We start from the raw sequence: 24,191 nt of genomic DNA on the forward strand, positions 1-24,191 counted from the left end.
ACGCGCACCACGGCCGTGGAGCGGGACGAGGAGGGGCCGGGGCGCCGGTGCGCCTCGGATCAGCCGGGAAGGCGAAAAGGGTACCTCGTGGAGGATTTCGGGCGCTTCTCCCCGTCCTTGCGCGCAGGACCGGGCCGGCACCGGCCGTCATCGGGGTCGACGCACATGCCGCCCGGTGCCACGGCCCTCCCGCTCAGCCTTCCGGAGCGTCGTACCCGGTGTCCGTGCCCGCCGTGGCGTCGTCGGGCAGCTCGGGGCGCGTGTAGGCGCTCAGCGGCGAGCCGTCCGGGTCGGGGCGGACCGCCCCCAGCAGCGGGTTGGACGCGAGGGGCGAGACCTTCACCGTGGCGCCCGGCCTGGGTGCCTGCACCACCAGCCCGTCGCCGATGTACAGCGCGACGTGCGTGGCCTTCGGGAAGTAGACCACCAGGTCGCCGGGGCGCAGCGAGGAGACCGGCACCTTCCGGAGCTGCCGCCACTGCTCCTGGGAGGTGCGCGGGATGTCCAGCCCCGCCGCCGACCACGCCTGCGAGGTGAGCCCGGAGCAGTCGTACGACTCGGGTCCCTCGGCGCCCCAGACGTACGGCTTGCCGATCTGCTCGACGGCGTACCGGACGGCCTCCCCGCCCTCCCGGGTCGGCGGGCGGACCGAGCTGAGGGCCCCCGACGCGGTCAGCGCGTCCTGGGCCTCGCCGATGTTCTTCCGCTCCAGCGCCTCCAGTGCGGCGAGCTGTCCCTCCGAGAGAGAGGCGAGCATCGCCTCGATGCCCCTCATCCGGGACCGCACGGTGTCGTGCTGCTTCTTCTGCCGTGCGACCAGCACCCGCTGCCGGTCGCGGAGTGCGCGGGACCTGGCCGCGAGCGCCTCGGCGCGCTTCTCCGCCCCGGTCAGCCGGTCGACCGCGGCGGCCCGTCCCGCCTGGACGCGCTCGATGACGTGGCTCTGTTCCAGGGCGTGCTCCGGGTCCTCGGCGAGCAGCAGCCGCAGGTACACGGAGAAGCCGCTGCCCCCCTGGTACTGGTCGCGCGCGATCCGGCCCGCCTCGCGGCGCCCCGAGTCCAGCGCGGTGCGTGCCCCGGCGAGCCGGGCGTCCAGCTCCGCCGCTTCGGCGGTGCGCTTCCTGAGTTCCTCGGAGGTGCCGGTGTAGAGCTCGCCGGCCTCCTCGGCGCCCTGGTAGAGCGTCTGCAACTGCCTGAGGAGTCCGGCGAGGCCCTGTGGCGCGCCGGCGGCCGGGCCGGGAGCGGGTTCGGGTCCTGCGGGGTCCGCGACCGCGGGGGAGGCCGCGAAGGCCGCGGCCAGCACCGCGGTGCAGAGGGTCCGCGCGAACCTGCGTGCCACGACATCACCTCCGGTGACGGGGGTGATGCCGATTAATCGGACTACCCCACAAGTGCTCGGATCTGGTCCATCCGGTCACTCGGTGCCGTGCGATGCAAGGACCGCCCGGCACGCCGCCGGGAGGATGCCCCGAACGGTGGACGCCGGGACGTCACGTCGCGGTCACTCCACGGGGAAGGCGTAGAAGGCGCGTTCGCGCTGGACGACGGCCGTCCTCCCGGTGGCCAGCACCCGGTACGGCGCGGTCACCGTGGCGCCCTTCGGGTCCTGCGCCCCGATGTCCTGGAACTTCCACAGCCGGCGGCCGTCCGCCGCCCTGAACGCGGTCACCTGCGTGGCGTCGGCGGTGAACAGCGTCCTGGCGCCCGTCCCGAGGGTCAGGGCCGGGATGCCCGAGCCGAGTGGCGCCTCGGTGGAACGCCGCCAGATCAGCCGTCCGGTCGACGGCTCGACCGAGGCGACCTCCTGGTTGCGGTTCGTGACGTGCAGCACCGGTCCCGCCGGCATGGGGGTGCCGAACACCGACGACGCCGTGCCGCCGAGCGTCCAGAGCGGCTTTCCGCTCGCGGTGTCGAAGGCCTGGAGGCCGTCGCCGACCGCGCCGTACAGCCGCCCCTCCTCGTCGCCCGCGGCCGCCCCGGCGGGCGCGAGCGCGCCGAACTGGCGGGCCCAGAGCAGTTTCCCGGTGGCGCGGTCGAAGCCGCGGAAGAGCGCCCTGCCCTTGCCGGCGGTGACGTCCGCGGGGGTCAGCGTCGCGGCGTCCTGGCGCACCACGATGTCGGTGTCACGGACCGCCGCCAGCCGGTAGACGGGGGTGCCGGGCGCCCGCCCCGCGGGCACGGCGACGCGCCAGAGTTCCCTGCGGCGCACCACGTCGTACGCGAAGAACCAGGCCTTGGCGACCTGGACGTCCTTGCCGGGCTTCTTGCCCTTCTCCGGCTTCGGCGCCTTCACGGTGACGGTGTTCGACCCGGTGAACCAGACGACGTCGCCCGACCCGCCGGTGAGCGGGGCGACCTTCATGCCGGGTACGCCGGTGAACTGGTCCAGGAAGCGGACCCGGTGCACGACGCGCCCGTCCTCGGACGACAGCCACAGGAACTCGGCCGGACCCGCCAGGAAGCAGAGGTCCTCGCCCGCGGCCCGGACGGTCTGGGCCCCGGCGGCGTCGGCACGCTGCCAGACCTTCCGACCGGTCCGCAGGTCGACGCCGGTGGCGCCGGCCGCGTCCGTGAGCACCAGCAGTTCGTCCCGCCACACCCCGGCGGTGAGCGGAACGGGTGCGGCCGCGGGGTGGCGGTACACCCAGCGGGGCCGGGGTGCCTGGCCCGGCAGTGGGGGACGGGGTGCCGGCGCGGGCTTGTCGTCGGAGGCGGACGCGCTGTCGTCGCCGGAGCCCAGAGCGGCGACGGCGGTTCCGCCGAGCACCAGGCCGGCCACGCCGGCGCCGGCCGCGGTGAGCAGGGCCCGCCGGCCGGTGGCCGGCGCGGGGGCCGCTGCTGCCGGGGGTGCGGCGGGCAGGGCGAGAGGGCCTGGCGCCGCTGCGTGCCGGGCGTACGGATACGGCTGTGCGGGTGCGGGTGCGGGCGCGGGCGGCAGGGCCGGGGCCTGGGGCGGTACGGGTCCGGTCGCCTCGCGGGGGAGTGCCAGCTGGGTGGTGACCCGGTCGGTCTGCGGCGGGCGCGGCACGGTCCCGAGGAAGTGCGTGGTCCCGCTGTCCCCGCCGGAGGTCCCGCCCTCGGCGGGGAGGGCGGCCGTCCCGTCCCGGGACGCACCGGCCGTGGCCGTCCCCGCCCCGTCCGGTGCCGCATCGCCCACCGCCGCCCCGCCCGGTGCCGGGGTCGGCTCCGTGGCGCGAGCCCGTTCCGCCTGCTCCGACACCGCCGCCGCCAGCGGCCCGGGGAGCCAGCCACCCCGGGCGAGGCCCGCGGCGCCTTCCAGCGCCAGCTCCGCCGCGACGGACCCCGCACTCGGCCGGGCGGCCGGGTCCTTCGCCAGACAGCCCGCGACCAGCGCGCGCAACTCATCGGGTACGGAGCCGAGTTCGGCCGAGCCGTGCGCGATCCGCTCCGCCGCCTCGTCGACGGGGCCGTCGGCCAGCGGGGTCGAGCCGGTCGCCGCGTAGGCCAGCAGCAGTCCCAGGACGAACAGGTCGGAAGCGGGGCCCGCCTCCGCGCCCTCGATCTGCTCGGGAGTGAGGTAGCCGAGCCGTACGGAGAGCTGACCGCCCTCCCTGGCCTCGGCCGCGACCGCCGCACCGAGGGGCCCGAAGGCCGCCAGCCGGGGGCCGTCCCCGGCCAGGAGCACCGTCTCCGGCGCCAGCCCCTGGAGCACGCTCCCCGTCGCGTGGACCCGGGAGAGGGTCTCGGCGAGCCCGGCGCCCAGTATCCGCACGGCACGCTCCGGCAGCGGCCCGGCGAGGGCGATCGCCTCGGCGAGCGTCAGCGCGGGCACGTAGGCCGCCGCCGTCCACAGACCCTCGTCGTCCGGCGGGGTGAGCGGCGGCTGGACCCAGCCGCCGGCCAGCCGCTCGGCGGTGCGCGCCTCGGCGACGAAACGGCGCCGGAACGCGGGCACGGCGGCCAGGGCGGGCCGCGCGGCGGTCACCACCACGAGGCCGTCGCCGTCCGCGTCACGCGCCAGGAAGTGCACCGCGCTCGCACGCTCCCGGAGGCGGGCCAGTGCGGTGTACGGGCCGAAGTGGCGTGGATCGTCCTGACGCAGCGCCTCCATGGCGCACCCCCCTTGTGACCGTCCTCGGCACGTGAGCGCCGATCTTACGGCGACGGGTGCACGCCGGTGTTCAGGACCCGCTCCGGGGCTTCCTCCAGGGCCACTTGGGCTGGAAACGCTCCCGGCCCCCGGGGGCGTACTCGTAGACCCAGCCGCGCTGCAGGCCGAGCCGTTTCGAGTACCCGGCCGGGGTGCGCCGGTAGGCGTGGACGGTGGCGGGGCCGCCGCCGGCGTCCGGCACCGGGACCTCGTACCACTTGGGCGGGTGGCCGGTCGGCCCCAGCAGGATGGGCAGCACCCGCCCGTCCAGGGGTCCGCCGCGGAAGGTCGTGTTCTCGCTTTTCACCCGGCCAGTCTGACCCAGGAGGGCTCAGAGGGGCGGCAGCAGGTGCGCCGCGTGCCCCGCGACGGGGACGACGAGGGCGGCCAGCCGTCCTGCCGGGCCCTCCGCGGTCTCCTGGGCGAGCAGCTCGGCCACCACGGCGGCGGTCTCCTCGTCCGAGGCCGCGGTGGCCGCGAGCAGCGCGATCAGGTGATCGACCAGCCAGCCGCGCAGCTCGGCGGCCGACGGCAGCTTCTCCTCGTCCAGCCAGATCAGGGACGCGGCCTCGACGGCGGCGATCCAGGTGCGCACCATCATCCGCAGCCGGGGCCCGGCGGGCTCCTGCCCCGGGCCGGTGCCACGGCCGAGGTGGAGCAGGATCTGCTCGGCGGCGGCCCTGCGCACCCCGTCCACGATCGCCGTCGTGCGGGAGGTCTCCGCCACGCTGCCGCCGCGCAGCAACGCGCTGAAACCGGCGTCGTGCTCGTCCACGAAGCCGAGGTAGCGGTCCAGGACCCGGCTCACCCGCTCGGTCGGCGGCCCGGCGGCGGGCTCCGCGAAACAGAGCGTGAGCCGGTCGGCGGCCGACCCGAGCGCGGCCTCGTACAACTGCTGCCTGCCGCCCGGGAAGTAGCGGTACACGAGCGGGCGGGAGACCCCGGCCGCAGCCGCCACCTCGTCGATCGAGACGTCGTCCGGCGCCCGGTGCGCGAAGAGAGTGAGTGCCGCGCCGAGCAGTTGGGTGCGGCGCTCCTCGACACCGAGCCGTCGGTACGCGCGGGCCGGCGGTGCTGCGGGTGCGGGGGTCATACTCCGAAGCCTAAGCGCTCCCTCCGGAAGGGGGAGCGGCCTCAGGCCAGCAGACCCGAGCTCTTCCACAGCCTGCGCCCCACTCCGTTGAGCACCCCGATGTCGTCGAAGAAGTCGGTGAGCCGCTTCGCCCCCGTCTGCATGACCTCGGCCCGGTGCCCGCTCGCCTTCACCTGGGCGACGGCCTCGTGGCGGTCCAGGCCGACGTGGTCGTACACCTGCGGGTTGACGAAGCAGACGGAGAAGACGCGGGCGGCCTCCCCGCAGCTCAGCCTGGTCATGCGCCGTTCCCAGGCGGGCGCTGTCACCATCTGGCGGCGCAACTCCTCGCGTGCGTACCGCACATGGCGGGCCTCCTCGACGACGTGGATGCGGGTCACTCCGCGTACGAGCGACTGGACGCGCTCGTCGGGGAAGGTGAGCCGCTGCATCCAGTCCAGGATCTCCTCGCCGAGCAGCGTCGCGGCGAAGGAACCCGGGGTGGTGGAGACCGTCTTCAGTACCCGCGCCAGGTTGTGGTAGCGCGCGGGCACGGGGTAGGCGGGGGCGCCGCCCCACTCGATCATGCGGGCGAACATCATCGAGTGCCGGCACTCGTCGGCTATCTCGGTGAGGGCGTAGCGGACGTGCTTGCTGGTCACGGACTTGTCGTAGATGTGCCGGACGAGCAGCTGCATGAGGATGATCTCGAACCAGATGCCGAGGGAGGCCAGTGACGCCGCCTCGTGGCGCGCCAGTTCCATCCGCTGGTCCTCGGACATCCTCCGCCACAGCGGGGTGTCGTAGAGGGAGACCAGCTCCGGTGGCCAGAACCACTTGCCGTCCTCCACGGCGGAGTCCCAGTCGAGTTCGGTGTCCGGGTCGAAGGAGTGCTTGGCCGAGGCCTCCAGCAGCCGGGCGGCGACCTGTTCGCGGTCCTTGAGCGGGCCGAGCGCGTCGCGCAGGGCCTGGATGTCCTCGTCCGTCACTGTCGTCATGGCTGTGGGCCCCTCGCACCTGGGTTACCGGCGGTCGATTCTCTGCTCAGGATTATGAGACTGCCTGTCAGCAAGCCAGTCAATCCCTTGTGCGCGACTTGTTGACCGCGTGTCTACCAACGTGTGAACCTGCCAACTGACCGCAGCACCACGGAACATACGATCCTCGCCAGGCGAAGGAGCTGTCCGTGTCGACACACGACCTCTACATCACCCCGCCCCCGGCCCCGACGTGGCAGGTCCCTGCCAGCGGCGCCGCCCGGTTCAGCTGGGACTACGACGACGGCCGCGCACGCCTCCTCGCCCTCTACCAGAAGGGCAAGGACAAGCAGTGGGACGGCAACAAGCGCATCGACTGGAGTCTGGAGGTCGACCCCGCCGACCCCCTCGGCACCCCGGACGAGGCCCTCACCCTCTACGGCACGCCGCACTGGGCGAAGATGACCGAGCGGGACCGCGGTGAACTGCGCAAGCACTACACCTCCTGGCAGTTCAGCCAGTTCCTGCACGGCGAGCAGGGCGCCATGGTGTGCGCCGCCCGCATCGTCGAGTCGGTCCCCGACCTGGACGCGAAGTTCTACTCAGCCACCCAGACGATGGACGAGGCGCGGCACGCGGAGATCTACGGCCGCTTCCTGCACGAGAAGATCGGGATGCTCTACCCGGTCAACGACAACCTCCAGGGGCTGCTCGGCGACACCCTGTGCGACTCCCGCTGGGACATGCCCTACCTCGGCATGCAGGTGCTCATCGAAGGGCTCGCGCTGGCCGCGTTCGGCATGATCCGCGACACCACCACCCGGCCGCTGCCCAAGCAGATCCTCGCGTACGTCATGCAGGACGAGGCCCGGCACGTGGCCTTCGGCCGGATGGCACTGCGCGACTACTACAAGCAGCTGAGCGACGCCGAACTGCGTGAGCGCGAGGAGTTCGTCATCGAGGGCTGCCACCTCATGCGCGACCGGCTCAGCGGCGTCGAGGTCCTGGAGAACTTCGGCATCGGCAAGCAGGAGGCCAAGGACCTCTCGGAGCACTCGGAGTACCTGCAGCTCTTCCGCAAGCTGCTCTTCAGCCGGATCGTCCCGTGCGTCAAGGACATCGGTCTCTGGGGCGAGCGGCTCCAGAAGGCCTACGTCGACATGGGCGTCTTCGAGCTGGGCGACTCGAACCTGGACCTCCTGATGGCCCAGGACGAGGAGATCGCCGAGCAGCTCGACCGGGACCGCTTCGCGGTGGAGGAGCGGGAGCGGGTGGCGGAGGTCGCCGACGCGATAGCGGAGGGCCGCGCGCAGGGGTGAACTCCTCGGCGCGCCCCGCATGCCGGGGCGGCGGCGGAGGTGCCGTTCACGGTGGGGCCGCTGATCCGGCGGCACGGGATCACCCCGCCCGCCGGGGCCGGTGGACGAGGCGGCGCAACGGCCGGGTCAGGTGGGCGTGCCGGGCGGCACGTCAGCCGAGCGCGGCCTCCAGGGCGCGCGCGATGCCCAGGAGTCCGACGTCCGTGCCCGGGGCGGACACCAGTTGCAGACCCGCCGGGCAGCCGTCCGGTGTGAAGCCCGCGGGCAGGGTCGCCGCCGGATGACCGCTGAGGTTGAACGCCCAGGTGAGAGCCGTGGAGTACACGTCGCCCGGGCCGTCGTGCCCGTGCGGGCGGTTGGGGGTGACCGGGGTGAGCAGCAGGGGCGTGCGGGCGAAGAACGCGTCGAGGGCCCGGTCGTTGGCGGCGCGCAGACGCGCCGCGGACGCCGGGCGGCCCGCTCGCACCGCCGCCCAGGCGTCGGCGGGGTCGAGCAGGTCGCAGCTTCCCGGCACCAGACGCACCGCCCCCGCCGCCACCAGCCGGTCCACCGCATTCCGGGTCACCTCGGCCACGTCCGGGTCGACGTCGGCGAAGCCCAGGTCCGGGCTGTGGACGGCGGGGACCGGGAGCCGCGCGGGCCGGGGGACGTAACCGTCGAGGACATGGCGCAGGAACGTCTCCGCCCGTGCGGCCGAACTCGCGATCACCCCCGGGGACGCGAGCCCCGTGCGGTCGGGGGAGGGGAGCAGGCCCGCCGTGGTCTTGAGGCCGAACACCCCGCACCAGGCCGCCGGGATGCGCACCGACCCCGCGCCGTCGCCGCCCGTCGCCAGCTCCACCATGCCGGCCGCGACCGCCACGGCCGCTCCCGCCGACGACCCGCCCGGAGTCCGGTCGGCGCGCCACGGGTTGACCGTACGGCCACGCGCCCCCTGCCCCCAGGTCTGCCAGGCCGTGCCCGGGCCGGGGACGGAGGTGGCGCCCACCGGTATCCCGCCCGCCGCCACGAGGCGCCGGGCCGCGTACGAGCGGATGCCGGTGCGGCCCTTCACCGCGAACGGCAGTCCGGCGAGCGGGAGACGGGCCGCCGACTCCGCACGGGCACGCGCCTCCTCGTGCCACACCTCGGTGAACGCGCACAGTCCGGGGTCGAGCAGGTCGATCCGGGCGAGGGCCGCTTCGAGGGGCGAGGTCATGGCCCCAGTCTCAGTCCTCCAGTGCGGCCTCCATCACCGCCCGGGCGATCGGGGCGGCGTCGCCGCCGCCGCTGACGTCCGCCCGGTCGGCGGACGCGTCCTCCACGACCACCGCGACGGCGACCGCCGGCCTGCCGGAGTCCGGTGCCTGCGCCCAGGAGATGAACCAGGCATAGGGGATGCCCGAGTTGCCGACGCCGTGCTGGGCGGTGCCCGTCTTGCCGCCGACCGTCACCCCGTCGACGGCCCCGTTCGTGCCCGTGCCGTTCTCCACGACGTCGACCATCATCCGTTGCAGCTGCTGGGCCGTCGTGGGGTTCATCGCGCGGTGGTACGACTCGTTGCCCTCCTGCCGGACCGTGTCGCCGTCGTCCGTGGTCACCCGGTCCACCAGCCGGGGGCGCATGAGTTCGCCGCCGTTGGCCACGGCCGAGGCGACCATCGCCATCTGCAGCGGGGTCGCGGCCGTGTCGAACTGGCCGATGGAGGACAGGGCCAGCTGGTCGTCGGTCATCTCCGAGTCGAAGTTGCTGCGGGCCACCCGGGAGGGGATCTTGAGGTCGTTGTCGTTGAAGCCGAACCTGCCCACGGTCTCCAGCATCCCCTCCAGCCCCACCTCGACGCCGAGGTGCGCCATCACCGTGTTGCAGGACACCCGGATCGCCTCCGCCAGGGAGGCCTTGCGGCAGCCCCTCGCCTCGTCGGGCAGCACGGTGGACGTGCCGGGCAGGATGTACGGCGACGGGGTGTCGGTGCCGGCTTCCGGGTCGGTGACCACCCGCGCGTCGAGCGCCGCCGCGGCGGTCACGATCTTGAAGGTGGAACCGGGCGGATAGGTCTCCCGGAGCGCGCGGTTGAGCAGCGGCTGGCTCGGCGCGCCGTTGAGACGTACCCAGGCGTCGGTCACGGACGAACCCGTCCCGGAGAGCACCTCGGGGTCGTACGACGGGGAGCTGACCAGGGCCAGGATGCGGCCCGTGGCGGGTTCCAGCGCCGCGACCGCCCCGCGCCGGCCGTCCAGCCCCTCGTAGGCGGCCCGCTGCGCCGAGGCGTCGATCGTGGTCACGACGTCTCCGCCGGGCTGCCGGCTGCGGGTGACGTCGCCCCACAGCGGGAGCGGCGCGAGGATCGGGTCGGTCCCGGAGAGGATGCCGTCCTCGGCGTTCTCCAGCAGCGTGGTGCCGTAGGTCTGCGAGGCGTAGCCGGTCACCGGCGCGTACATCGGACCGTGCCGGTAGGTGCGTTCGTACGCGAGCTGCTCCCCGGTGTCCCGGGAGCCGGTGACGGGGTCGCCGCCCACCAGGATGTTGCCGCGCGGCCGGTCGTAACGGTCGATCGTGGTGCGCCGGTTGGCGGCGTTGGAGTTGAGCTCGTCCGCCTCGAAGATCTGGACGCGGGCGGCGTTCGCGAGGAGGGCCACGAGCAGGAGCAGGCAGAATCCGGCGGCCCGCCGGATGTAGCGGATCACGGTTCCTCCCGCGCGGCGGCGACGGCATCGGGGTCGGGGGTGCGTGCCACGTCGCTGACCCGGATCAGCAGGGCCACGATGATCCAGTTGGTGACGACCGACGACCCGCCCTGCGCCAGGAACGGCATCGGCATCCCGGTCAGCGGGATCAGCCCCATCACCCCGCCCGCGATGACGAAGACCTGGAGCGCCAGGATCGAGGCGAGGCCGATGGACAGCAGCCGTCCGAAGGGGTCCCGCAGGGCCAGGCCGGCCCGGAAGCCGCGGGCCACGAGCAGGGCGTAGAGCATGAAGACGGCGGTCAGGCCCGCTAGGCCGAGTTCCTCGCCCGCGGTGGCCAGGATGAAGTCGGACTTGGCCGCGAAGCCGATGAGGATGGAGTGGCCGAGCCCCAGGCCGGTGCCGAACAGCCCGCCCGCGGCGAACGCGAAGAGGGACTGGGCGAGCTGGCTGGGCCCCTGCCCGGCCTCGATCGTGGCGTACGGGTTCAGCCAGTCCTCCACCCGGCTGTGCACATGGGGTTCGAACGAGCCGACGACGAACGCGCCCGCGGCGGCGAGCAGCAGGCCGACGGCGATCCATCCGGTACGGCCGGTGGCGACGTACAGCAGGATCACGAACAGGCCGAAGAAGAGGAGCGAGGTGCCGAGATCCCGTTCGAGGACGAGGACGCCGACGCTGAACAGCCAGATCGCGACGATCGGGCCCAGTACCCGGCCGGTGGGCAGCTGGAGCTTCCACACCCTGCGCCCGGTGTACGCCAGCGCGTTGCGGTTGGCCGCGAGGTAGGCGGCGAAGAACACGGCGAGCAGGATCTTGGCGAACTCGCCGGGCTGGAAGGAGAGTCCGCCGATCCGGATCCAGATCTTCGCGCCGTTCACCGCGGGGAAGAAGATCGGGACGATCAGCAGCACCAGCGCCACCGCTACCGACAGGTAGGCGTAGCGCTGGAGCACCCGGTGGTCGCGCAGGACGACGACCACGGCGATGAAGAAGGCCACCCCGAGCGTCGACCAGATCAGCTGGGTCGTCGCCGCCTGGTTCCTGGGTGTCTCCAGGTCGAGGCGGTAGATCAGCACCAGGCCGAGACCGTTCAGCAGGACCGCGATGGGCAGCAGCAGCGGATCGGCGAAGGGCGCGCGGAAGCGGACCGCGAGATGGGCGAGCAGGGCGAGGAGACCGAGACCGGCGCCGTACCCGGCGACATCGGGGGGTACGGCGTCGTTCCGGGCGAGGCCGACGGCCGCGTAGCCGTAGACGGAGATGAACACGGCCCCGATCAGGAGCGAGAGCTCCACCCCGCGCCGCTTGGGCAGGCGTAGCTCGGGCGGTCGTGCGTCCGCCGTCGTTGCGGTCATGCCCCGCAACGTAGCAAGCGCCGGGTGTTATTTCCCTTATGTCAGCTTCGTGGCACCCTTCGGCGGGTGTACGGGCCCGGGCTCAGTGCTGGTACGGGTTCTGGCCGGGCGGAGGCGCGAAACCGGGCTGCTGCTGCGCCGCGCCGTACGGATTGCCGTCCTGCCCGCCGTTGCCCGCCTGGGCCAGGAGCCGGTCGGCCTCCTCCTTCGCTATCTTGCGCTCCCCGCCGCAGAAGGTGCACTGGGTCGCGTACTTCGTGGAAAAGGGGAACAGCGGGACGAAGAACAGCGTGAACTTGGTGACCCGCTTGCGCAGGGTGTGCGCGGCGGGGTTCCCGCACCAGCCGCACACCATCGTGAGCACCGCCAACTGGTAGAGGTAGCCCTTGGTGCCGAAAATGATCATGATGTGGATCCCTTCCCCGTGTCTTCCCGAAGTGCCCGCCGGCACAGCGCCAGCAGCTTCTCGTCCTCAAGTGTGTCGTGACTGCCGTAGCCGCCGTCCATCGCGTTGTGACGGCGTACGGAGAGGAGCTCCGCACGCAGCACCCGCGTCGCGTCCGACCCTGCACCAGCGGGCCCCATCCGCGCCAGGCATTCCGCGACCCGGACCCTGACGTGACGGTTCTTCTCCCACGCCGACAGCAGCACCGGCACCACCTCGGCGGTCCGGCCGGAGACCTTCCACAACGCGATCGCCGCCTCGACGCGCAGCCACAGCTCCTCGTGCGCGAGCAGGGCCCTCAGCCGTGGTGCCACCACCCCGGCGCTGCCGCCCAGCGCACCCAGCGCACTCGCGGCCGCCCGGCAGTCGTGCACCTGCTCGGTGCGCAGACCCTCCGCCAGCACCGGGAGCACCGCCCGGGTGTCCCCGGTGACCGCCCACAGGGCCTCGGCCGCCTCCGTCGCGGCCGCGGTGCCCGGCCGGACGATCAGGCGGCGCAGCTCCGGCACGGCGCACTCCGCACCGGGGCCGAACGACCCCAGCGCCCGCAGCGCGGCGGTCCGCAGCCACTCGCCCCGGTACTCGGGAGCCCCCCGCAGCACCCGCAGCACCTCCGGCGCGGCCTCGGCCGCCCGGAGGGCGGTCAGCCCGCCCAGCAGCGGACTCGCCCGGTCGTAGGCGCCCTCGTCCAGGCCGACCTCGCCCAGCCGCCGCCGGAGCACCCCGGCGAGCGGCGCCGCCGCCACCCCGAGGTGACCGATCGCGAACCCGACGTCGTGGGGGACCTCCGGCCGGTCCAGCGCCGCCGCGAGGGCGGGCAGGACGCGGGCGTCGCCGAGCCTGGCCAGCGCCTTCACCGACGAGCCGAGGCCGGGCGGCCCGCTCGCCCACTCCTTCACCCAGGCCCCCGGATCGGCCGCCACCCGCGCGGCCAGCGCGTCGGCCGCCGGCGCCGCCAGGGCGAAGAGTTCCTCCAGCACGTGCGAGGCGGCGTCCGCGAGGCGCGGCTCCGGATCGGCCAGCTGCACACCGACCAGCCGCACCAGGTCCTCGTACGAACCGCGCCAGGCCCGCATCAGCCCGCCGCTCATCCGCACGGCGTCGATGCGCTGCCAGGGATCGGGGCTGCCCAACTGGTCCGCCAGGAGCGCCGTGCGGTCCGCGACCCGGTCGTCCAGGCCGCTGTGCAGGGTCCGCAGCAGGTCGGCGGCCCACGGGGTGCTGCGGCCCGCCGGCTCCTCGGCGGACAGGGCCCGCAGCTGCCCCACCAGGGTGGGCGCCGTGGTCCGGTCGCCCGCCGCGTCGTCCGCGCCCGGCGTGGGTGACGGCGACGGTTCCGGGGCGGCGGGGCGGGAGCGCAGCTCGCGCAGCAGCCCCGACACCACCCGTACGACGTCTCCGGGCAGCGCGTCCGGCGCGCACCTGGCCAGCTGGGCGAGGGCCGCGAGCCGCAGCCCCGGCGGGTGGGCCTCGGCGGCGAGCCTGCTCAGCCAGTCCGCGGCCTGGTCCGCGAGCGGCCGGTGGCGCAGCGCGACCCGGCCCGCGGCCTCGACGAGCGCGAGCCGCACCTCGTCGTCCGTCTCCACCGGGAGCCGCTCCCGCAGCAGGGCGAGCACCCGAACCGGCCGGCCGTGCAGAGTGGCGAGTGCCAGCGGGGCCGCGAGGCGCACCCCGGGGTCCTCGTCGGCGACGAGCTCGAAGAACACCGAGGAGCCGGCGGACACGGCGGCCGCCGCCATCGCGTAGTTCGCGACCCCCTCGATCTCGTCCTCGTCGAGCTCGGCCAGTTCGTCCTCGTCGGTCTCGTCCAGGTCGATGCCGCCGATGCTCGTGAGCAGCTCGACTATGCCGCCCCGGTCGCGTATCGCAGGCTCCGCGGCCAGCTCGAAGAGGAAGGGGATGCAGGCGAGCGTGCAGGCGTACACGTCGCCCTGGTGGTGCACCGCGCCGTACATCCCGTCCAGCGCGCTCTCCCGCTCCGCCGGATCGGCCGAGGCGAGCCCGCGGAGGAGGTCCGGCACATCGTCCGCCGGGCCGTAGGCATGCTCCATCGAGGCCCAGTCGACCTCGTCGATCCCCGCGAACACGCCACACCCTCCCCGTGTCTTGCCTCCGCTCCCGGGAACCGAGTCCGGGAAGCAGCGTCTGGGCAGAGTGTGCACCACCGCCAGGACAGTCCACCCCTCACTTGCGGCGTTTCCCCGCCGCGTCCGCAAGGGCTGTGAACAGGCTGTGTGCGTCCTGCTCCCCTCAGTCGCCGGGCAGGGGCCGGGCCTGCCCCGGATCGTTCAGCGGGGCGAGCAGATCGCCGTACCGGTCCAGCCGCGCGGGCATGTCGCCCGCCAGGAAGACCAGCTCGTCCGGGTCCCGGCACGCCTCGATCTCCTCCCAGGTGACGGGCGCGGACACGGCCGGGCTGCCCTTCGCGCGCAGGGTGTACGGGGCGGCGGTGGTCTTCGCGGCGGCGTTCTGGCTGAAGTCCACGAACACCTTTCCGGGCCGGAGCGCCCGGGTCATCCGGTACACGGCCAGCTCGGGCAGAGCCCCCTGCGCCTCCACTGCCAGGCCCTTCGCGTACGCCGTCACCTCCTCCGAGGGCGTGGGCTCCAGCGGGACGAGCAGATGCAGCCCCTTGGAGCCGGAGGTCTTCCCGTACGAGGACAGCCCGTCGGCGGCGAGCCGCTCGCGCAGCCAGAGGGCGACCGTCCGGCATTCGAGGATGCTCGCGGGCGGTCCGGGATCGAGGTCGAACACCATCAGGTCGGCGCGCGCCGGGGAGTCCTGACGCCACTGATGCGTGTGGAACTCCACCACCAGGTTGGCCGCCCACATCAGCGAGGGAAGGTCCTCCACGAGCACCTGGCGGGCTTCCGGCTCGTCGTGGCGCGGGACGGGGGCCGTACGCACCCAGTCGGGTGTACCCGGCGGTGGATTCTTCGTGAAGAAGCGCAGGCCCTCCGGTCCGTCCGGATATCTGAGGAAGGACAGCGGGCGGCCGCGCAGGTGCGGGAGCATCGCCTGGGCCGCGGTGGCCGCGTAGTAGTGCAGGACCTCGCCCTTGGTGGTCCCGGTCGCCGGGTACAGCACCTTGTCGAGGTTGCTGAGCGCCAGGCGCCGCCCCTCCACCTCCGTGATCGGCGTCATACGATAAGAATCACATGAAATCGTGATGATGCGGTCAGTGCGGGCGTAAGGGGTGAACGGTGAGGTCCATCTGGAACGGCGCCATCTCCTTCGGGCTGGTCAGCATCCCCGTCAAGCTCATGAACGCCACGGAGAACCACGCCATCTCCTTCCGGCAGATCCACCTCTCCGACGGCGGCCGCATCCGTTACCGCAAGGTCTGCGAGCTGGACGAGGAGGAGGTGCCCGCCTCCGAGACGGTCAAGGCCTACGAGGGCGAGGACGGCACGGTGATCCCCGTGACCGACGAGGACCTCGCCTCGCTCCCGCTCCCCACCGCCAAGACCATCGAGATCGAGGGCTTCGTGCCCTCCTCCGCGATCGACCCCCTCCAGCTGGACTCCGCCTACTACCTCCAGGCCAACGGCGTCCCCGCCTCCAAGCCCTACGCCCTGCTGCGCGAGGCGCTCAGGCGCAGCGGGAAGGTGGCCGTGGCGAAGTACGCGCTCCGCGGCCGGGAGCGCCTCGGCATGCTGCGGGTGACCGGTGACGTCATCGCCATGCACGGGCTGCTCTGGCCGGACGAGATCCGTTCCCCCGAGGACATCGCGCCGGACTCCGGAGTCAAGATCCGCGACGCCGAACTCGACCTGGCCGACGCGCTGATGAACACGCTCGGGGAGGCCGACCTCGACACGCTCCACGACGACTACCGCGAGGCGGTCGAGGAACTCGTCGCGGCGAAGGCGGCCGGTGAGCCCGTCACCGAGGAGGAGGCGGAGGAGACCGGCGGCAAGGTGATCGACCTGATGGCGGCGCTGGAGAACAGCGTGCGGGCCGCCGAGGAGTCCAAGGGGGAGCGGGAGGACGGCAAGCACGCCGACGTCCACCCGATGGAGGGCCGCACCCCCCGCTCGGGCGGAAGCGGCGGTGCGGCCGGGAAGAAGGCGGCGCGCGGCGGGAGCGCGCGGAAGAGGAGCACACCCGCGACGTCCGGGGCGAAGAAGGCCGCGGCGAAGAAGGCGCCGGCGAAGAAGGCGGCCACCGGTCGGACGGCGGCGAAGAAGGCCCCGGCCGAGAAGGCGGCCGCCGGGACGGCGGGGAAGAAGACGACGACCGGGGCCGCGGCGAAGAAGGCCGCCACGGGCACCCGGAAGCGTTCTCCCGCCTGAGCCCCGGCACCGGACGGGGAGTCCCGTCGGAGTGCGGTCCCCTCAGCGGAGCAGCGACGCGGGCTTCAGCAGGTCCGGCAGCGACGGAAGGTCCAGCCCGTACTTGTCCCTCTCGACGACGTACGTGCAACTCGTGTACGAGTAACCCGGCTTGACCTTCGAGCCGGAGGCGTAGCTGTCCACCTCGGTCGACACCCCCGTGTCGTGTTTGTACAGGAAGTGGTATTCGCCCGCCGGGAGCCGCAGCCTGGCCTTGGGGTACGAGGTCCCGCCCGCCCGGCAGGCGCGGGCCGCTCCGGTGGCCTCGCTGCTGTACCGGCGGCAGCTTCCGCACGGCTTCAGTTTCACCGTGCCGGTGACCGGGCCGGTGTACAGCACCTCCACGCCGTTGGGTGCGTCGTTGCTGATGACGAGTTCCATACGGGTGCCGCCCGCCCCGCCCGACGGCGGCAGCCGCTTGCCGGCCGCCGGGCGGACCCCGGCTATCTCGGCGGCGACGGCGATGTCCTCGGCGTGCCCACGGCGCTTGTCGCTCCTGTACGCGTCGGCGAAGTCCGTCAGGGTCTGCCGCGCCTCGCCGAACTTGCCGTCCTCGAACTCGTCGACCCCGCAGGCGTACACACCGTCACGCACCCCCGCGGCCGCCTGCGCGCCCAGGGCGGTCGTGGACGTGCCGGGAAGCCCGGCGACCAGATTGCTCGTGCGGCGCAGCCCGTCGGTGACGGCGCACGGGTCCTCGCCCTTGAGGTCCGCCACCTGCTGCCGGATCTTCCCGCTGACCGCCGGAGCCACCTGACCGGCCTGGGCGGACTCGGGGAACGTGCGCAGCAGGGCGGTCAGTTCCGTGCCGCCGGACTCCGTCCCCGAACCGTTCAGCCGGGAGACCCCGCACGCGTACAGCGACTCGGCCAGCGGCGCGTCGGCCCTGCCGGGCAGGTCACCGAGCAGCTTCCGGTCCACCCGCTCGGGCAGGGTCCGCAGAAAGGCCAGCGGGTCGACCGCCGTGCAGTAGTTCTTCGCGCGGTACGGGGTGGAGACGGCGGTGTAGTAGGCCCGCAGGCGCTCGGGCACCAGGGCGGCGGCCCGCGAGCCGGGGTGGTCCTCGCCCAGTTCCCGGTAGATCGCGAGCGCGCTGCGGTAGTCGGGCCCGGACAGGACGAACGCGTTCTTCGAAGCCTTCGTCACCAGCTCGTCCCCCTCCTCCAGGCGGTCGAGCAGCTCCTGCTCCCGCGCCTCGTCGCGTGCCGAGCCGTACGCCGAGGTCGCGGCGACCGGGACGGCGAGCAGCGCCAGCCCCACCGCCGCGGCCACGACCGGCCGGGCCCACCCCGCGAACTCCGTGCGCAGGGCGATGCGGGCCGCGTCGGCGCCCGCGAGGACGAGCAGCACGACGTAGGCGGCCACGAGGAGCGCGGGCACGCCGTCCGGATCGGCGGGCAGCGCCACCAGGAGGAACGCGGCGGTCGCCGCCCAGCTCACCGCGGCCCGAGCCCGGCGCCGCACCAGGACGTGGCCGAGCCCCAGCCCCGAGAGGCTGAGCAGTCCCGCGGCGACGGCGCGGAGCGGGGCCCCGGGGGGCGGCGGTCCGGCCGTCGGGGGCCGGGACGGGGGAGGCGGCGGCCGCACGTCCCCCGCGGCGTCCCGGGGACCCGGCCACGCTCCGGGTCCGGTTTCGGGCATGTCCGACTGATCGCGCGACTCCATCACGGTCCCCCACCGTCGAATCCCGTCAGGTCCCGGGGTAGCTGCCCACTTTCGTCCCCGTTCACGCCTGCTTCCGGCCGTCCGCACAGTAAGGTGCGGATTGCCGCGACTGGCGCGCACCCCGGCAGGGTGCTCCGTGGAAACGACCACGAGGGAGCGGCACTCCCCGGCCCGTTCGGGGCGTCACCGCCGGAGGGCCGTCCGCCTGGGCAATCCGGGTCCACGTCGCCTCCGTGCGACCGACCCGGGAGGATCCCCGTGTCCGTAACGCCGTCCGACGACCGCCGCCCCGCCCTCGGTGCGACCGACCCCGAGCTCGCCGCGCTCGTGAACGCCGAGGAGCGCCTCCAGGCGGACACCCTGCGGCTGATCCCCAGTGAGAACTACGTGTCCGCCGCCGTGCTGGAGGCCTCCGGCACCGTCCTGCAGAACAAGTACTCCGAGGGCTATCCCGGGAAGCGCTACTACGAGGGCCAGCAGGTGATCGACCAGGTCGAGACCCTCGCCGCCGAACGCGCCGAGGCGCTCTTCGGGATGGACCACGCCAACGTGCAGCCGTACTCCGGCTCACCGGCCAACCTCGCCGTCTACCTGGCGTTCCTGAAGCCCGGCGACACGGTCCTCGGGATGGCGCTGCCGATGGGCGGGCACCTCACGCACGGCTGGGACGTCTCCGCCACCGGCACCTGGTTCAAGGGCGTGCGGTACGGCGTCCGCCGCGACACCGGACGGGTCGACCTGGACGAGGTGCGCGACCTGGCCCTCGCCGAGCGGCCCAAGGTGATCTTCTGCGGCGGTACCGCCCTGCCCCGGGTGACCGACTTCGCCGGGTTCGCCGAGATCGCCCGGGAGACCGGCGCGGTGCTGGTGGCCGACGTCGCGCACATCGCGGGGCTGATCGCCGGCGGCGCGCACCCCTCGCCCGCCCCCTATGCGGACGTGGTGTCCACCACCACCCACAAGACCCTGCGCGGCCCGCGCGGGGCCATGCTGCTGACCCGTGCCGAGCACGCCCGGGCGATCGACCGCGCGGTGTTCCCCGGCCTCCAGGGCGGACCGCACAACCAGACCACCGCGGCCATCGCGGTCGCCCTGAAGGAGGCGGCCGGCCCCGGATTCGCCGCGTACGCCCATGAGGTGGTCGCCAACGCACGCGCGCTGGGCGACGAACTGGCGGCGCGCGGCTTCGACCTCGTGTCCGGAGGTACGGACAACCATCTGCTGCTGGCCGACCTCACGGCCAAGGGGGTCTCCGGCAAGGTCGCCGCGAAGGCGCTCGACCGGGCGGGGATCGTCGTCAACCACAACACGGTCCCGTACGACCCCCGTAAGCCCTTCGACCCGTCCGGCATCCGCATCGGCACCCCGGCGCTCACGTCCCGCGGCGTCCCCGGGTCGGAGATGGGCGCGGTCGCGCAGTGGATCGATCTCGTGGTCGAAGCCGCCCGTACAGGTGACGAAGCGACCGTTTCCAAGGTCAGGGGCGAGGTGAAGGCCATGATGGACGCCTATCCGGCGCCGGGCCTCCCCCTGGTCTGAGCGGACGGCCGGAGCCGGTCCGGGGCTTTCCGGCCCCGGACCGGCTCCGGAAATGCCGTGCCCCCGATTCCGCGCGCCCGCTCTGCGCCCTGTGCGGCGGCCGGACCGCCGTACAGGCTGGGGGAGACAGGATGGCCGGAGCGGTGAACAGAGGGGGCACGATGCAGGATCTCAAGGTCACGTCATGGCAGCTCTTCGGGCACGACCGGCTCTACGTGAATCTTCCGGACGGCACCGCGATCGGCTGGGCGGATCTGGGCAACGGCACCATCACGGTGCTGCACCCGCGCTACCGCGACGCCGTGCTGGACGCGCTCGCCCGCCAGGTCCCGGACATGCCGGCGCTCGTCGGCGAGGACGCCCCGGCCGGGCCGCCGGCGCCCCGGACCCCTCCGCAGGTCCCGCGCATCCCGCCCATGCGCGGGATGCGGAAGCGGGCGGCCGCACCCGAGGCAGGGAGCGACGACGGGAGCGGGGAGGCGGTTGCGGAGGCCGGTCACGCGCCCGGTCCGCCCGAGCCGCCCGCGTCCGGCCCGGAGGCGGCGACGGCCCCAGGGCGGGAGGCGGCGCGACAGGCCGTGCGCGCGCCCGGGATGCCGGAGGACCCCTTACCCGCCGCGCCCGAGGAGCGGCAGGAACAGGAACAGGCGCAGGAACAGGCGCAGGAGCAGGAGCCGGGCGGCGCGCGGCGGGCCGCGCTGCCCGCACTGACGCCCGCCGGCGACCTCGCCACCCGGCGGGCCGGTGAGGAACTCCGGGAGCAGCTGGGGGAGTCCTCCGCGGGCACCCTCGTACGGGCGGCCACCGGCGCCCTGCGCCGGCACAAGGAGGCCGATCCGCGCCGGACCGCACTGGCGGGGGAGCGGCGGGTCGGGGCCGAACTCCGCCGGCTGACCCGGCACGGCTGGCGGGTGCTGCACTCCGTGCCGCTGCCCGACGGCACCTGGATCGGGCACCTGCTCATCGGGCCGGGCGGCGTGTTCGCCGTGAGCACCGAGCACCACCCCGGGGAGTCCGTACGCATCGCGGACGGGACCCTGCGGGCCGGGGACGGCGAACCCCGGCCCTTCGTACTCGAAGGCCGTCCCGCCGCCCGGCGCGCCAGGACGGTGCTGGAGGGCCACTGCGCCTTCGACGTACCCGTGCGGACCGTGATCGTGTTCACCGGCGTCACGGAGCTGGAGGTGGTCACCACCCCCGCGGGCGTCCGGGTCTGCCGGGAGCGTCAGCTGTCCGCGCTCGCCCCGCTGACGGGGGTGCTCACCGCCACCCAGGTGGAGCGGGTCTACGACGTGGCACGGAACAGGGAGGCCTGGCGGGAGGCCTGAGCAGCCCCCCACGGAGAGGCGCGCGTCCGCCCGTCCGGCCCGGGCGATCACGAGCGCCTCTCCAGCGGCACTGCAGCCGCCCCCGGCAGGCTGGTGTGCAGGGCGGGCAGCCGTGAGGGCCGCCGCCGCGAAGGGAGTTCGCCATGTCTCAGCCGGTCGGGACCCTCCGTCAGCAGGTCACGGGTGACCTGTACGCGGAGGTGCAGACCTTCTACGCCCAGCAGATGCGACGGGTCGACGCACTCGACATCGAGGGGTTCGCCGACACGTTCACGGACGACGGGGAGGTCGTGCACGCGGGCGGGCACCGCCAGAGCGGCCGGGCGGAGATGATCGCCGGGATGCGGGCCAGCCTGCCCCGTTACCAGGACATCGCCGTACGCCACTGGTTCGGCCACCTGATCATCGAACCCGACGCCACGGACGCGGACGTCCTGCGCGTCTCGTACTACACGCTGGTGACCCAGACCGACCGTGAGGGCAAGGTCGCCTTCCAGCCGACCTTCACCGTGGACGACGTGCTGGTGCGCCGCGACGGCGGTCTGCTGACCCGGTCGAGGGTCATCCACCGTGACACCCCGGTGGCCCCGCCCGCGCTCTGAGCGGTTCTCCCGATCGGTCCGCCACCCGGCACGTGGACGAGGGGCCCTGCGCGCAGGGCCCCTCGTCCACGTGCCGGGAACCGTCCGGCGGCCGTTCAGTCGATGCCCCGGCAGATGTGCGGCTCGCTCCCGTCGTCGTCGGGGTCCCCGGCCAGCAGCAGCGGCGCCCACAGGGGTACGACGGCGAGGGGAAGGGCGGGAAGAGCAGGAAGGGGCACGGGCGGTGACTCCACCGTCGCGCGGTCCAGCAGCATCGTCTCCATCGACGAGTCCTCCTTCTTCGGGATGTGCGGTGTGTGCGGTCAGGCGTGGCAGGCCGGCAGCCCGCCGTTGTAGGCGACCATCTCCTTGAACGAGGCGGCCACGTCGATGCGGGCCCCCGGGGCCAGGCCCTCCAGTTCCGCGTAGGCGCGGTGCAGGTTGCCGACCAGCCGCTCGGGGTCCAGCAGACCGCCGAACCCGCCGAGGTCCGCCTCCCGCGCGGCCCGCAGCGGGCCCATGCCCCGCCGCAGGCCGTCCTCGGCCAGTTCCCGGACCCGGACGAGGTAGGCCCGGGTCGCGTCGATCAGCTCGGGGCCGCCGACCGGGCCGTGGCCGGGGACCACCACCGCGGGCCCCAGCGCCCGCAGCCGGTCCAGGGCCGCCAGCGAACCGGTCACGGACCCCATCAGGATGTACGGAGTGACTCCCGACCAGACGACGTCCCCGGTGAACAGCACGGACCGCTCGGGCACCCACGCCACGACGTCGTTCGCCGTGTGGGCGGGGCCCACGTGCAGCAGCTCGGTGCGCATGTCCCCGTGGTGCAGGGTGAGTTCGTCGCGGAAGGTGAGCGTGGGCAGGGTCAGGGGGGTCTCGCCCCACGCCACACCGGGCCACAGGTGGCGGAGGCCGAGGCCGGCCTCCGCCGTGTCGGACCTGGTCCCCTCGTGGGCCACGATCACCGCGCGCGGGACGAACTGGCCGTTGCCGAAGGTGTGGTCGCCGTGGAAGTGCGTGTTGACGACGTGGTCCGGCCCGCCCGGCACGACGCGGGCCACCTCCTCGCGGAGCCGCCGGGTCCGGGACTCCGTCGCCGCCGTGTCCACGAGGACGGCGGAGTCCCGGCCGGCGACCAGTCCGGCGTTGTTCAGGCACCAGCCGCCCCCGGGCTGGACGAACGCGTACACCCCGTCGGCGACCGGCAGCAGCGAGCCCGGCGGTGCGACGTCCGGAGCGGTGGCCGTGCTCATGCGGCGGCCCCCGCTGCGGGCAGGCGGCCGAAGCGGCCCTGGTGGAAGAGGAGCGGGTCGGCGGCCGACAGACCGCCGGACAGGGCGACGACCCGGCCGACGAGGAGGGTGTGGTCCCCGGCGGCGTACTCCGCGTCCAGCACGCACTCGAACGCCGCCTCCGCGTCGGGGAGCACCGCGTTGCCCGTGACACCCTCCTCGGCGGAGAGCCGCAGCATCGCCTCCCTGCCCTCCGAGCGGTCGGGGCGGCAGAACTCCTGGGCCAGGTCGCGCTGCGACTCGGTCAGGACGTTCACCGCGAAGCTCCCGGCGCGCGAGATCCGCGGCCGCATGCGGCCGTCCGCCTTCACGGACACCAGGATCAGCATGGGGTCGAGCGACACCGAGGTCAGGCTGTTGAGGGTCATCACGATGGTGCCGTCGCCGCTGCCCTGGGTGAGCAGCGTGACGCCCGTCGGGAAACGGCCCATCGCGGCGCGGAAGGAGGCCACGTCGGGCTCGGCCAGCAGCGCGCCGGCGGTCACAGCGGTCATGTCAGATTCTCCGATTCCGCCCGTGACAGCAGGGCGTTGTGGTCGGTGGTGGCCGGAACTGCCCGTCGGGGCGTCCGGGTCAGTAGTTGCCGAGGCCGCCGCAGACGTTCAGCGCCTGCGCGGTGATGGACGCGGCGGTGTCGGAGGCCAGGTAGCCGACCAGGCCGGCGACCTCCTCGGGGGTCGAGTAACGCCCGAGCGGGATCTTGGAGTTGAACTTGTCCTGGATCTCCTGCTCGCTCACCCCGTAGTGGCCCGCGTAGCCCTGGCGCACCCGCTGCGCCATCGGGGTCTCCACATAGCCGGGGCAGACGGCGTTCACGGTGATGCCCCTCGCGGCGAGCTCCTTGCCGACGGCCTTGGTGAAGCCGATGACACCGTGCTTGGACGCGGAGTACGGCGCGGCCAGCTCGACGCCCTGCTTGCCGCCCGTGGAGGCGATGTTGATGATCCGCCCCCAGTCGCCGTTTTGCATGAGACCGGTGCTCAGGACCTCGCGGGTCACGCGGAAGGTGCCGTTGAGGTTCGTCTCGATCACGTCGTCCCAGAGGGAGTCCTCGATCTCGGCGGTCACCCCGCCGCCGCCCCGGCCGGCGTTGTTGACGAGGATGTCGATGCGCCCGTACTCCGCCACGGCGGCCCGCACGGCCTCCCTGATCTGCTCGACGGAGGTCACGTCGCAGACGGTCCCGGCCACCTCGAGGCCCTCCTCGCGCAGCTCCTTGACCACGGTGCGCACGCTCTCGGCGCTCCGGGCCACCCCGAACACCGCGACCCCCCGGCGGGCCAGCAGCTCGGTCACCGCGAGGCCGATCCCGCTGGTCGCGCCGGTGACGAAGGCAACTCGTCGTCCCGTGTCTGTCATCGTGCTCTCCCCATCGCTCGTCCCGATCCGGTCCACGCTGGGTCGACGGTGGGCCCGTCTCCTTGCGGGGTTCTCGGACGGCGGTGGAGCCGGGGTGGACGGCACGTGTTCGAGCCGCGCTCGACACCCGGCCTAGCGGGAGCGG

At 73.7% G+C, this 24,191-nt stretch carries 21 protein-coding genes; 5 read left to right on the forward strand and 16 right to left on the reverse strand.

The features are described 5' to 3' along the window. Positions 1-193: 193 nt before the first annotated feature. From OHT61_RS21885 to OHT61_RS21905, 5 genes are all read right to left on the reverse strand, one after another. Positions 194-1,339 carry a C40 family peptidase gene (locus tag OHT61_RS21885; protein WP_329040530.1) on the reverse strand — a complete coding sequence of 382 codons (1,146 nt, stop codon included), beginning with the start codon at positions 1,337-1,339 and terminating at the stop codon, positions 194-196. A gap of 162 nt (positions 1,340-1,501) precedes the next feature. Then, entirely contained in the window at positions 1,502-4,072 is a 2,571-nt protein-coding gene (locus OHT61_RS21890; protein WP_329040531.1) for an outer membrane protein assembly factor BamB family protein, read from the reverse strand. 70 nt (positions 4,073-4,142) lie between these two features. Beyond that, positions 4,143-4,418, reverse strand: a complete 276-nt coding sequence (locus OHT61_RS21895) for a hypothetical protein (RefSeq protein ID WP_329040532.1) — start codon at positions 4,416-4,418, stop codon at positions 4,143-4,145. A 24-nt stretch (positions 4,419-4,442) separates the two neighbouring features. Further along, positions 4,443-5,204, reverse strand: a complete 762-nt coding sequence (locus OHT61_RS21900) for a TetR/AcrR family transcriptional regulator (RefSeq protein ID WP_329040534.1) — start codon at positions 5,202-5,204, stop codon at positions 4,443-4,445. A 41-nt stretch (positions 5,205-5,245) separates the two neighbouring features. Next, positions 5,246-6,181: an AurF N-oxygenase family protein gene (locus OHT61_RS21905; protein ID WP_329040536.1), complete on the reverse strand. Its 936-nt coding sequence runs from the start codon at positions 6,179-6,181 to the stop codon at positions 5,246-5,248. Positions 6,182-6,369: 188 nt separating this feature from the next. Between OHT61_RS21905 and OHT61_RS21910 the strand changes: the two genes are divergently transcribed. Continuing rightward, positions 6,370-7,479, forward strand: a complete 1,110-nt coding sequence (locus OHT61_RS21910) for a ferritin-like domain-containing protein (RefSeq protein ID WP_329040538.1) — start codon at positions 6,370-6,372, stop codon at positions 7,477-7,479. Between the two features lie 151 nt (positions 7,480-7,630). On the opposite strand, the gene OHT61_RS21915 is transcribed toward OHT61_RS21910, so the two are convergent. The 6 genes from OHT61_RS21915 to ligD form a co-directional block, all read right to left on the reverse strand. Further along, the gene (locus tag OHT61_RS21915; RefSeq protein WP_329040539.1) at positions 7,631-8,677 is read right to left on the reverse strand and encodes an amidase; all 1,047 of its coding nucleotides are present in this window, start codon (positions 8,675-8,677) and stop codon (positions 7,631-7,633) included. A 10-nt stretch (positions 8,678-8,687) separates the two neighbouring features. Further along, the gene (locus OHT61_RS21920) at positions 8,688-10,145 is read right to left on the reverse strand and encodes a peptidoglycan D,D-transpeptidase FtsI family protein (protein WP_329040540.1); all 1,458 of its coding nucleotides are present in this window, start codon (positions 10,143-10,145) and stop codon (positions 8,688-8,690) included. Continuing rightward, positions 10,142-11,503: an FtsW/RodA/SpoVE family cell cycle protein gene (locus OHT61_RS21925; protein ID WP_329040541.1), complete on the reverse strand. Its 1,362-nt coding sequence runs from the start codon at positions 11,501-11,503 to the stop codon at positions 10,142-10,144. Before OHT61_RS21925 ends, OHT61_RS21920 begins: the two co-directional genes overlap by 4 nt. Positions 11,504-11,585: 82 nt before the next feature. Further along, entirely contained in the window at positions 11,586-11,909 is a 324-nt protein-coding gene (locus OHT61_RS21930; RefSeq protein WP_329040543.1) for a zinc-ribbon domain-containing protein, read from the reverse strand. After that, entirely contained in the window at positions 11,906-14,035 is a 2,130-nt protein-coding gene (locus OHT61_RS21935) for a HEAT repeat domain-containing protein (RefSeq protein WP_329040544.1), read from the reverse strand. Before OHT61_RS21935 ends, OHT61_RS21930 begins: the two co-directional genes overlap by 4 nt. A 163-nt stretch (positions 14,036-14,198) precedes the next feature. Then, a complete protein-coding gene (gene ligD / locus OHT61_RS21940; protein ID WP_329040546.1) occupies positions 14,199-15,092 on the reverse strand; it encodes a non-homologous end-joining DNA ligase in 894 nt (297 codons plus the stop codon). A gap of 59 nt (positions 15,093-15,151) precedes the next feature. Between ligD and ku the strand changes: the two genes are divergently transcribed. Beyond that, positions 15,152-16,243 carry a non-homologous end joining protein Ku gene (gene ku / locus OHT61_RS21945; RefSeq protein WP_329040548.1) on the forward strand — a complete coding sequence of 364 codons (1,092 nt, stop codon included), beginning with the start codon at positions 15,152-15,154 and terminating at the stop codon, positions 16,241-16,243. Between the two features lie 42 nt (positions 16,244-16,285). Here the strand turns inward: ku and OHT61_RS21950 are convergent, their stop codons facing one another. Further along, positions 16,286-17,923 carry a hypothetical protein gene (locus OHT61_RS21950; protein ID WP_329040550.1) on the reverse strand — a complete coding sequence of 546 codons (1,638 nt, stop codon included), beginning with the start codon at positions 17,921-17,923 and terminating at the stop codon, positions 16,286-16,288. 282 nt (positions 17,924-18,205) lie between these two features. Between OHT61_RS21950 and glyA the strand changes: the two genes are divergently transcribed. From glyA to OHT61_RS21965, 3 genes are all read left to right on the forward strand, one after another. After that, complete coding sequence (glyA, locus tag OHT61_RS21955; protein ID WP_329040551.1) at positions 18,206-19,486, forward strand: serine hydroxymethyltransferase; 1,281 nt, start codon at positions 18,206-18,208, stop codon at positions 19,484-19,486. A 161-nt stretch (positions 19,487-19,647) separates the two neighbouring features. Beyond that, positions 19,648-20,814 carry a nuclease-related domain-containing protein gene (locus tag OHT61_RS21960; protein ID WP_329040553.1) on the forward strand — a complete coding sequence of 389 codons (1,167 nt, stop codon included), beginning with the start codon at positions 19,648-19,650 and terminating at the stop codon, positions 20,812-20,814. Positions 20,815-20,957: 143 nt separating this feature from the next. Continuing rightward, the gene (locus OHT61_RS21965) at positions 20,958-21,416 is read left to right on the forward strand and encodes a nuclear transport factor 2 family protein (RefSeq protein WP_329040555.1); all 459 of its coding nucleotides are present in this window, start codon (positions 20,958-20,960) and stop codon (positions 21,414-21,416) included. A gap of 95 nt (positions 21,417-21,511) precedes the next feature. Here OHT61_RS21965 and OHT61_RS21970 read toward each other — a convergent pair whose 3' ends face one another. The 4 genes from OHT61_RS21970 to OHT61_RS21985 form a co-directional block, all read right to left on the reverse strand. Further along, on the reverse strand, positions 21,512-21,679 hold the full coding sequence (locus tag OHT61_RS21970) for a hypothetical protein (RefSeq protein WP_329040556.1): 168 nt from the start codon (positions 21,677-21,679) through the stop codon (positions 21,512-21,514). A gap of 39 nt (positions 21,680-21,718) precedes the next feature. Next, entirely contained in the window at positions 21,719-22,648 is a 930-nt protein-coding gene (locus OHT61_RS21975) for an MBL fold metallo-hydrolase (RefSeq protein ID WP_329040557.1), read from the reverse strand. Then, positions 22,645-23,181 (reverse strand): flavin reductase family protein, encoded by a 537-nt coding sequence (locus OHT61_RS21980; protein WP_329040559.1) that lies wholly within the window; start codon positions 23,179-23,181, stop codon positions 22,645-22,647. Before OHT61_RS21980 ends, OHT61_RS21975 begins: the two co-directional genes overlap by 4 nt. A gap of 79 nt (positions 23,182-23,260) precedes the next feature. Continuing rightward, on the reverse strand, positions 23,261-24,046 hold the full coding sequence (locus OHT61_RS21985; RefSeq protein WP_329040561.1) for an SDR family NAD(P)-dependent oxidoreductase: 786 nt from the start codon (positions 24,044-24,046) through the stop codon (positions 23,261-23,263). Positions 24,047-24,191 lie beyond the last annotated feature (145 nt).

The sequence above is a fragment of the Streptomyces sp. NBC_00178 genome (genome assembly GCF_036206005.1).
Taxonomy (GTDB): Bacteria; Actinomycetota; Actinomycetes; order Streptomycetales; family Streptomycetaceae; genus Streptomyces.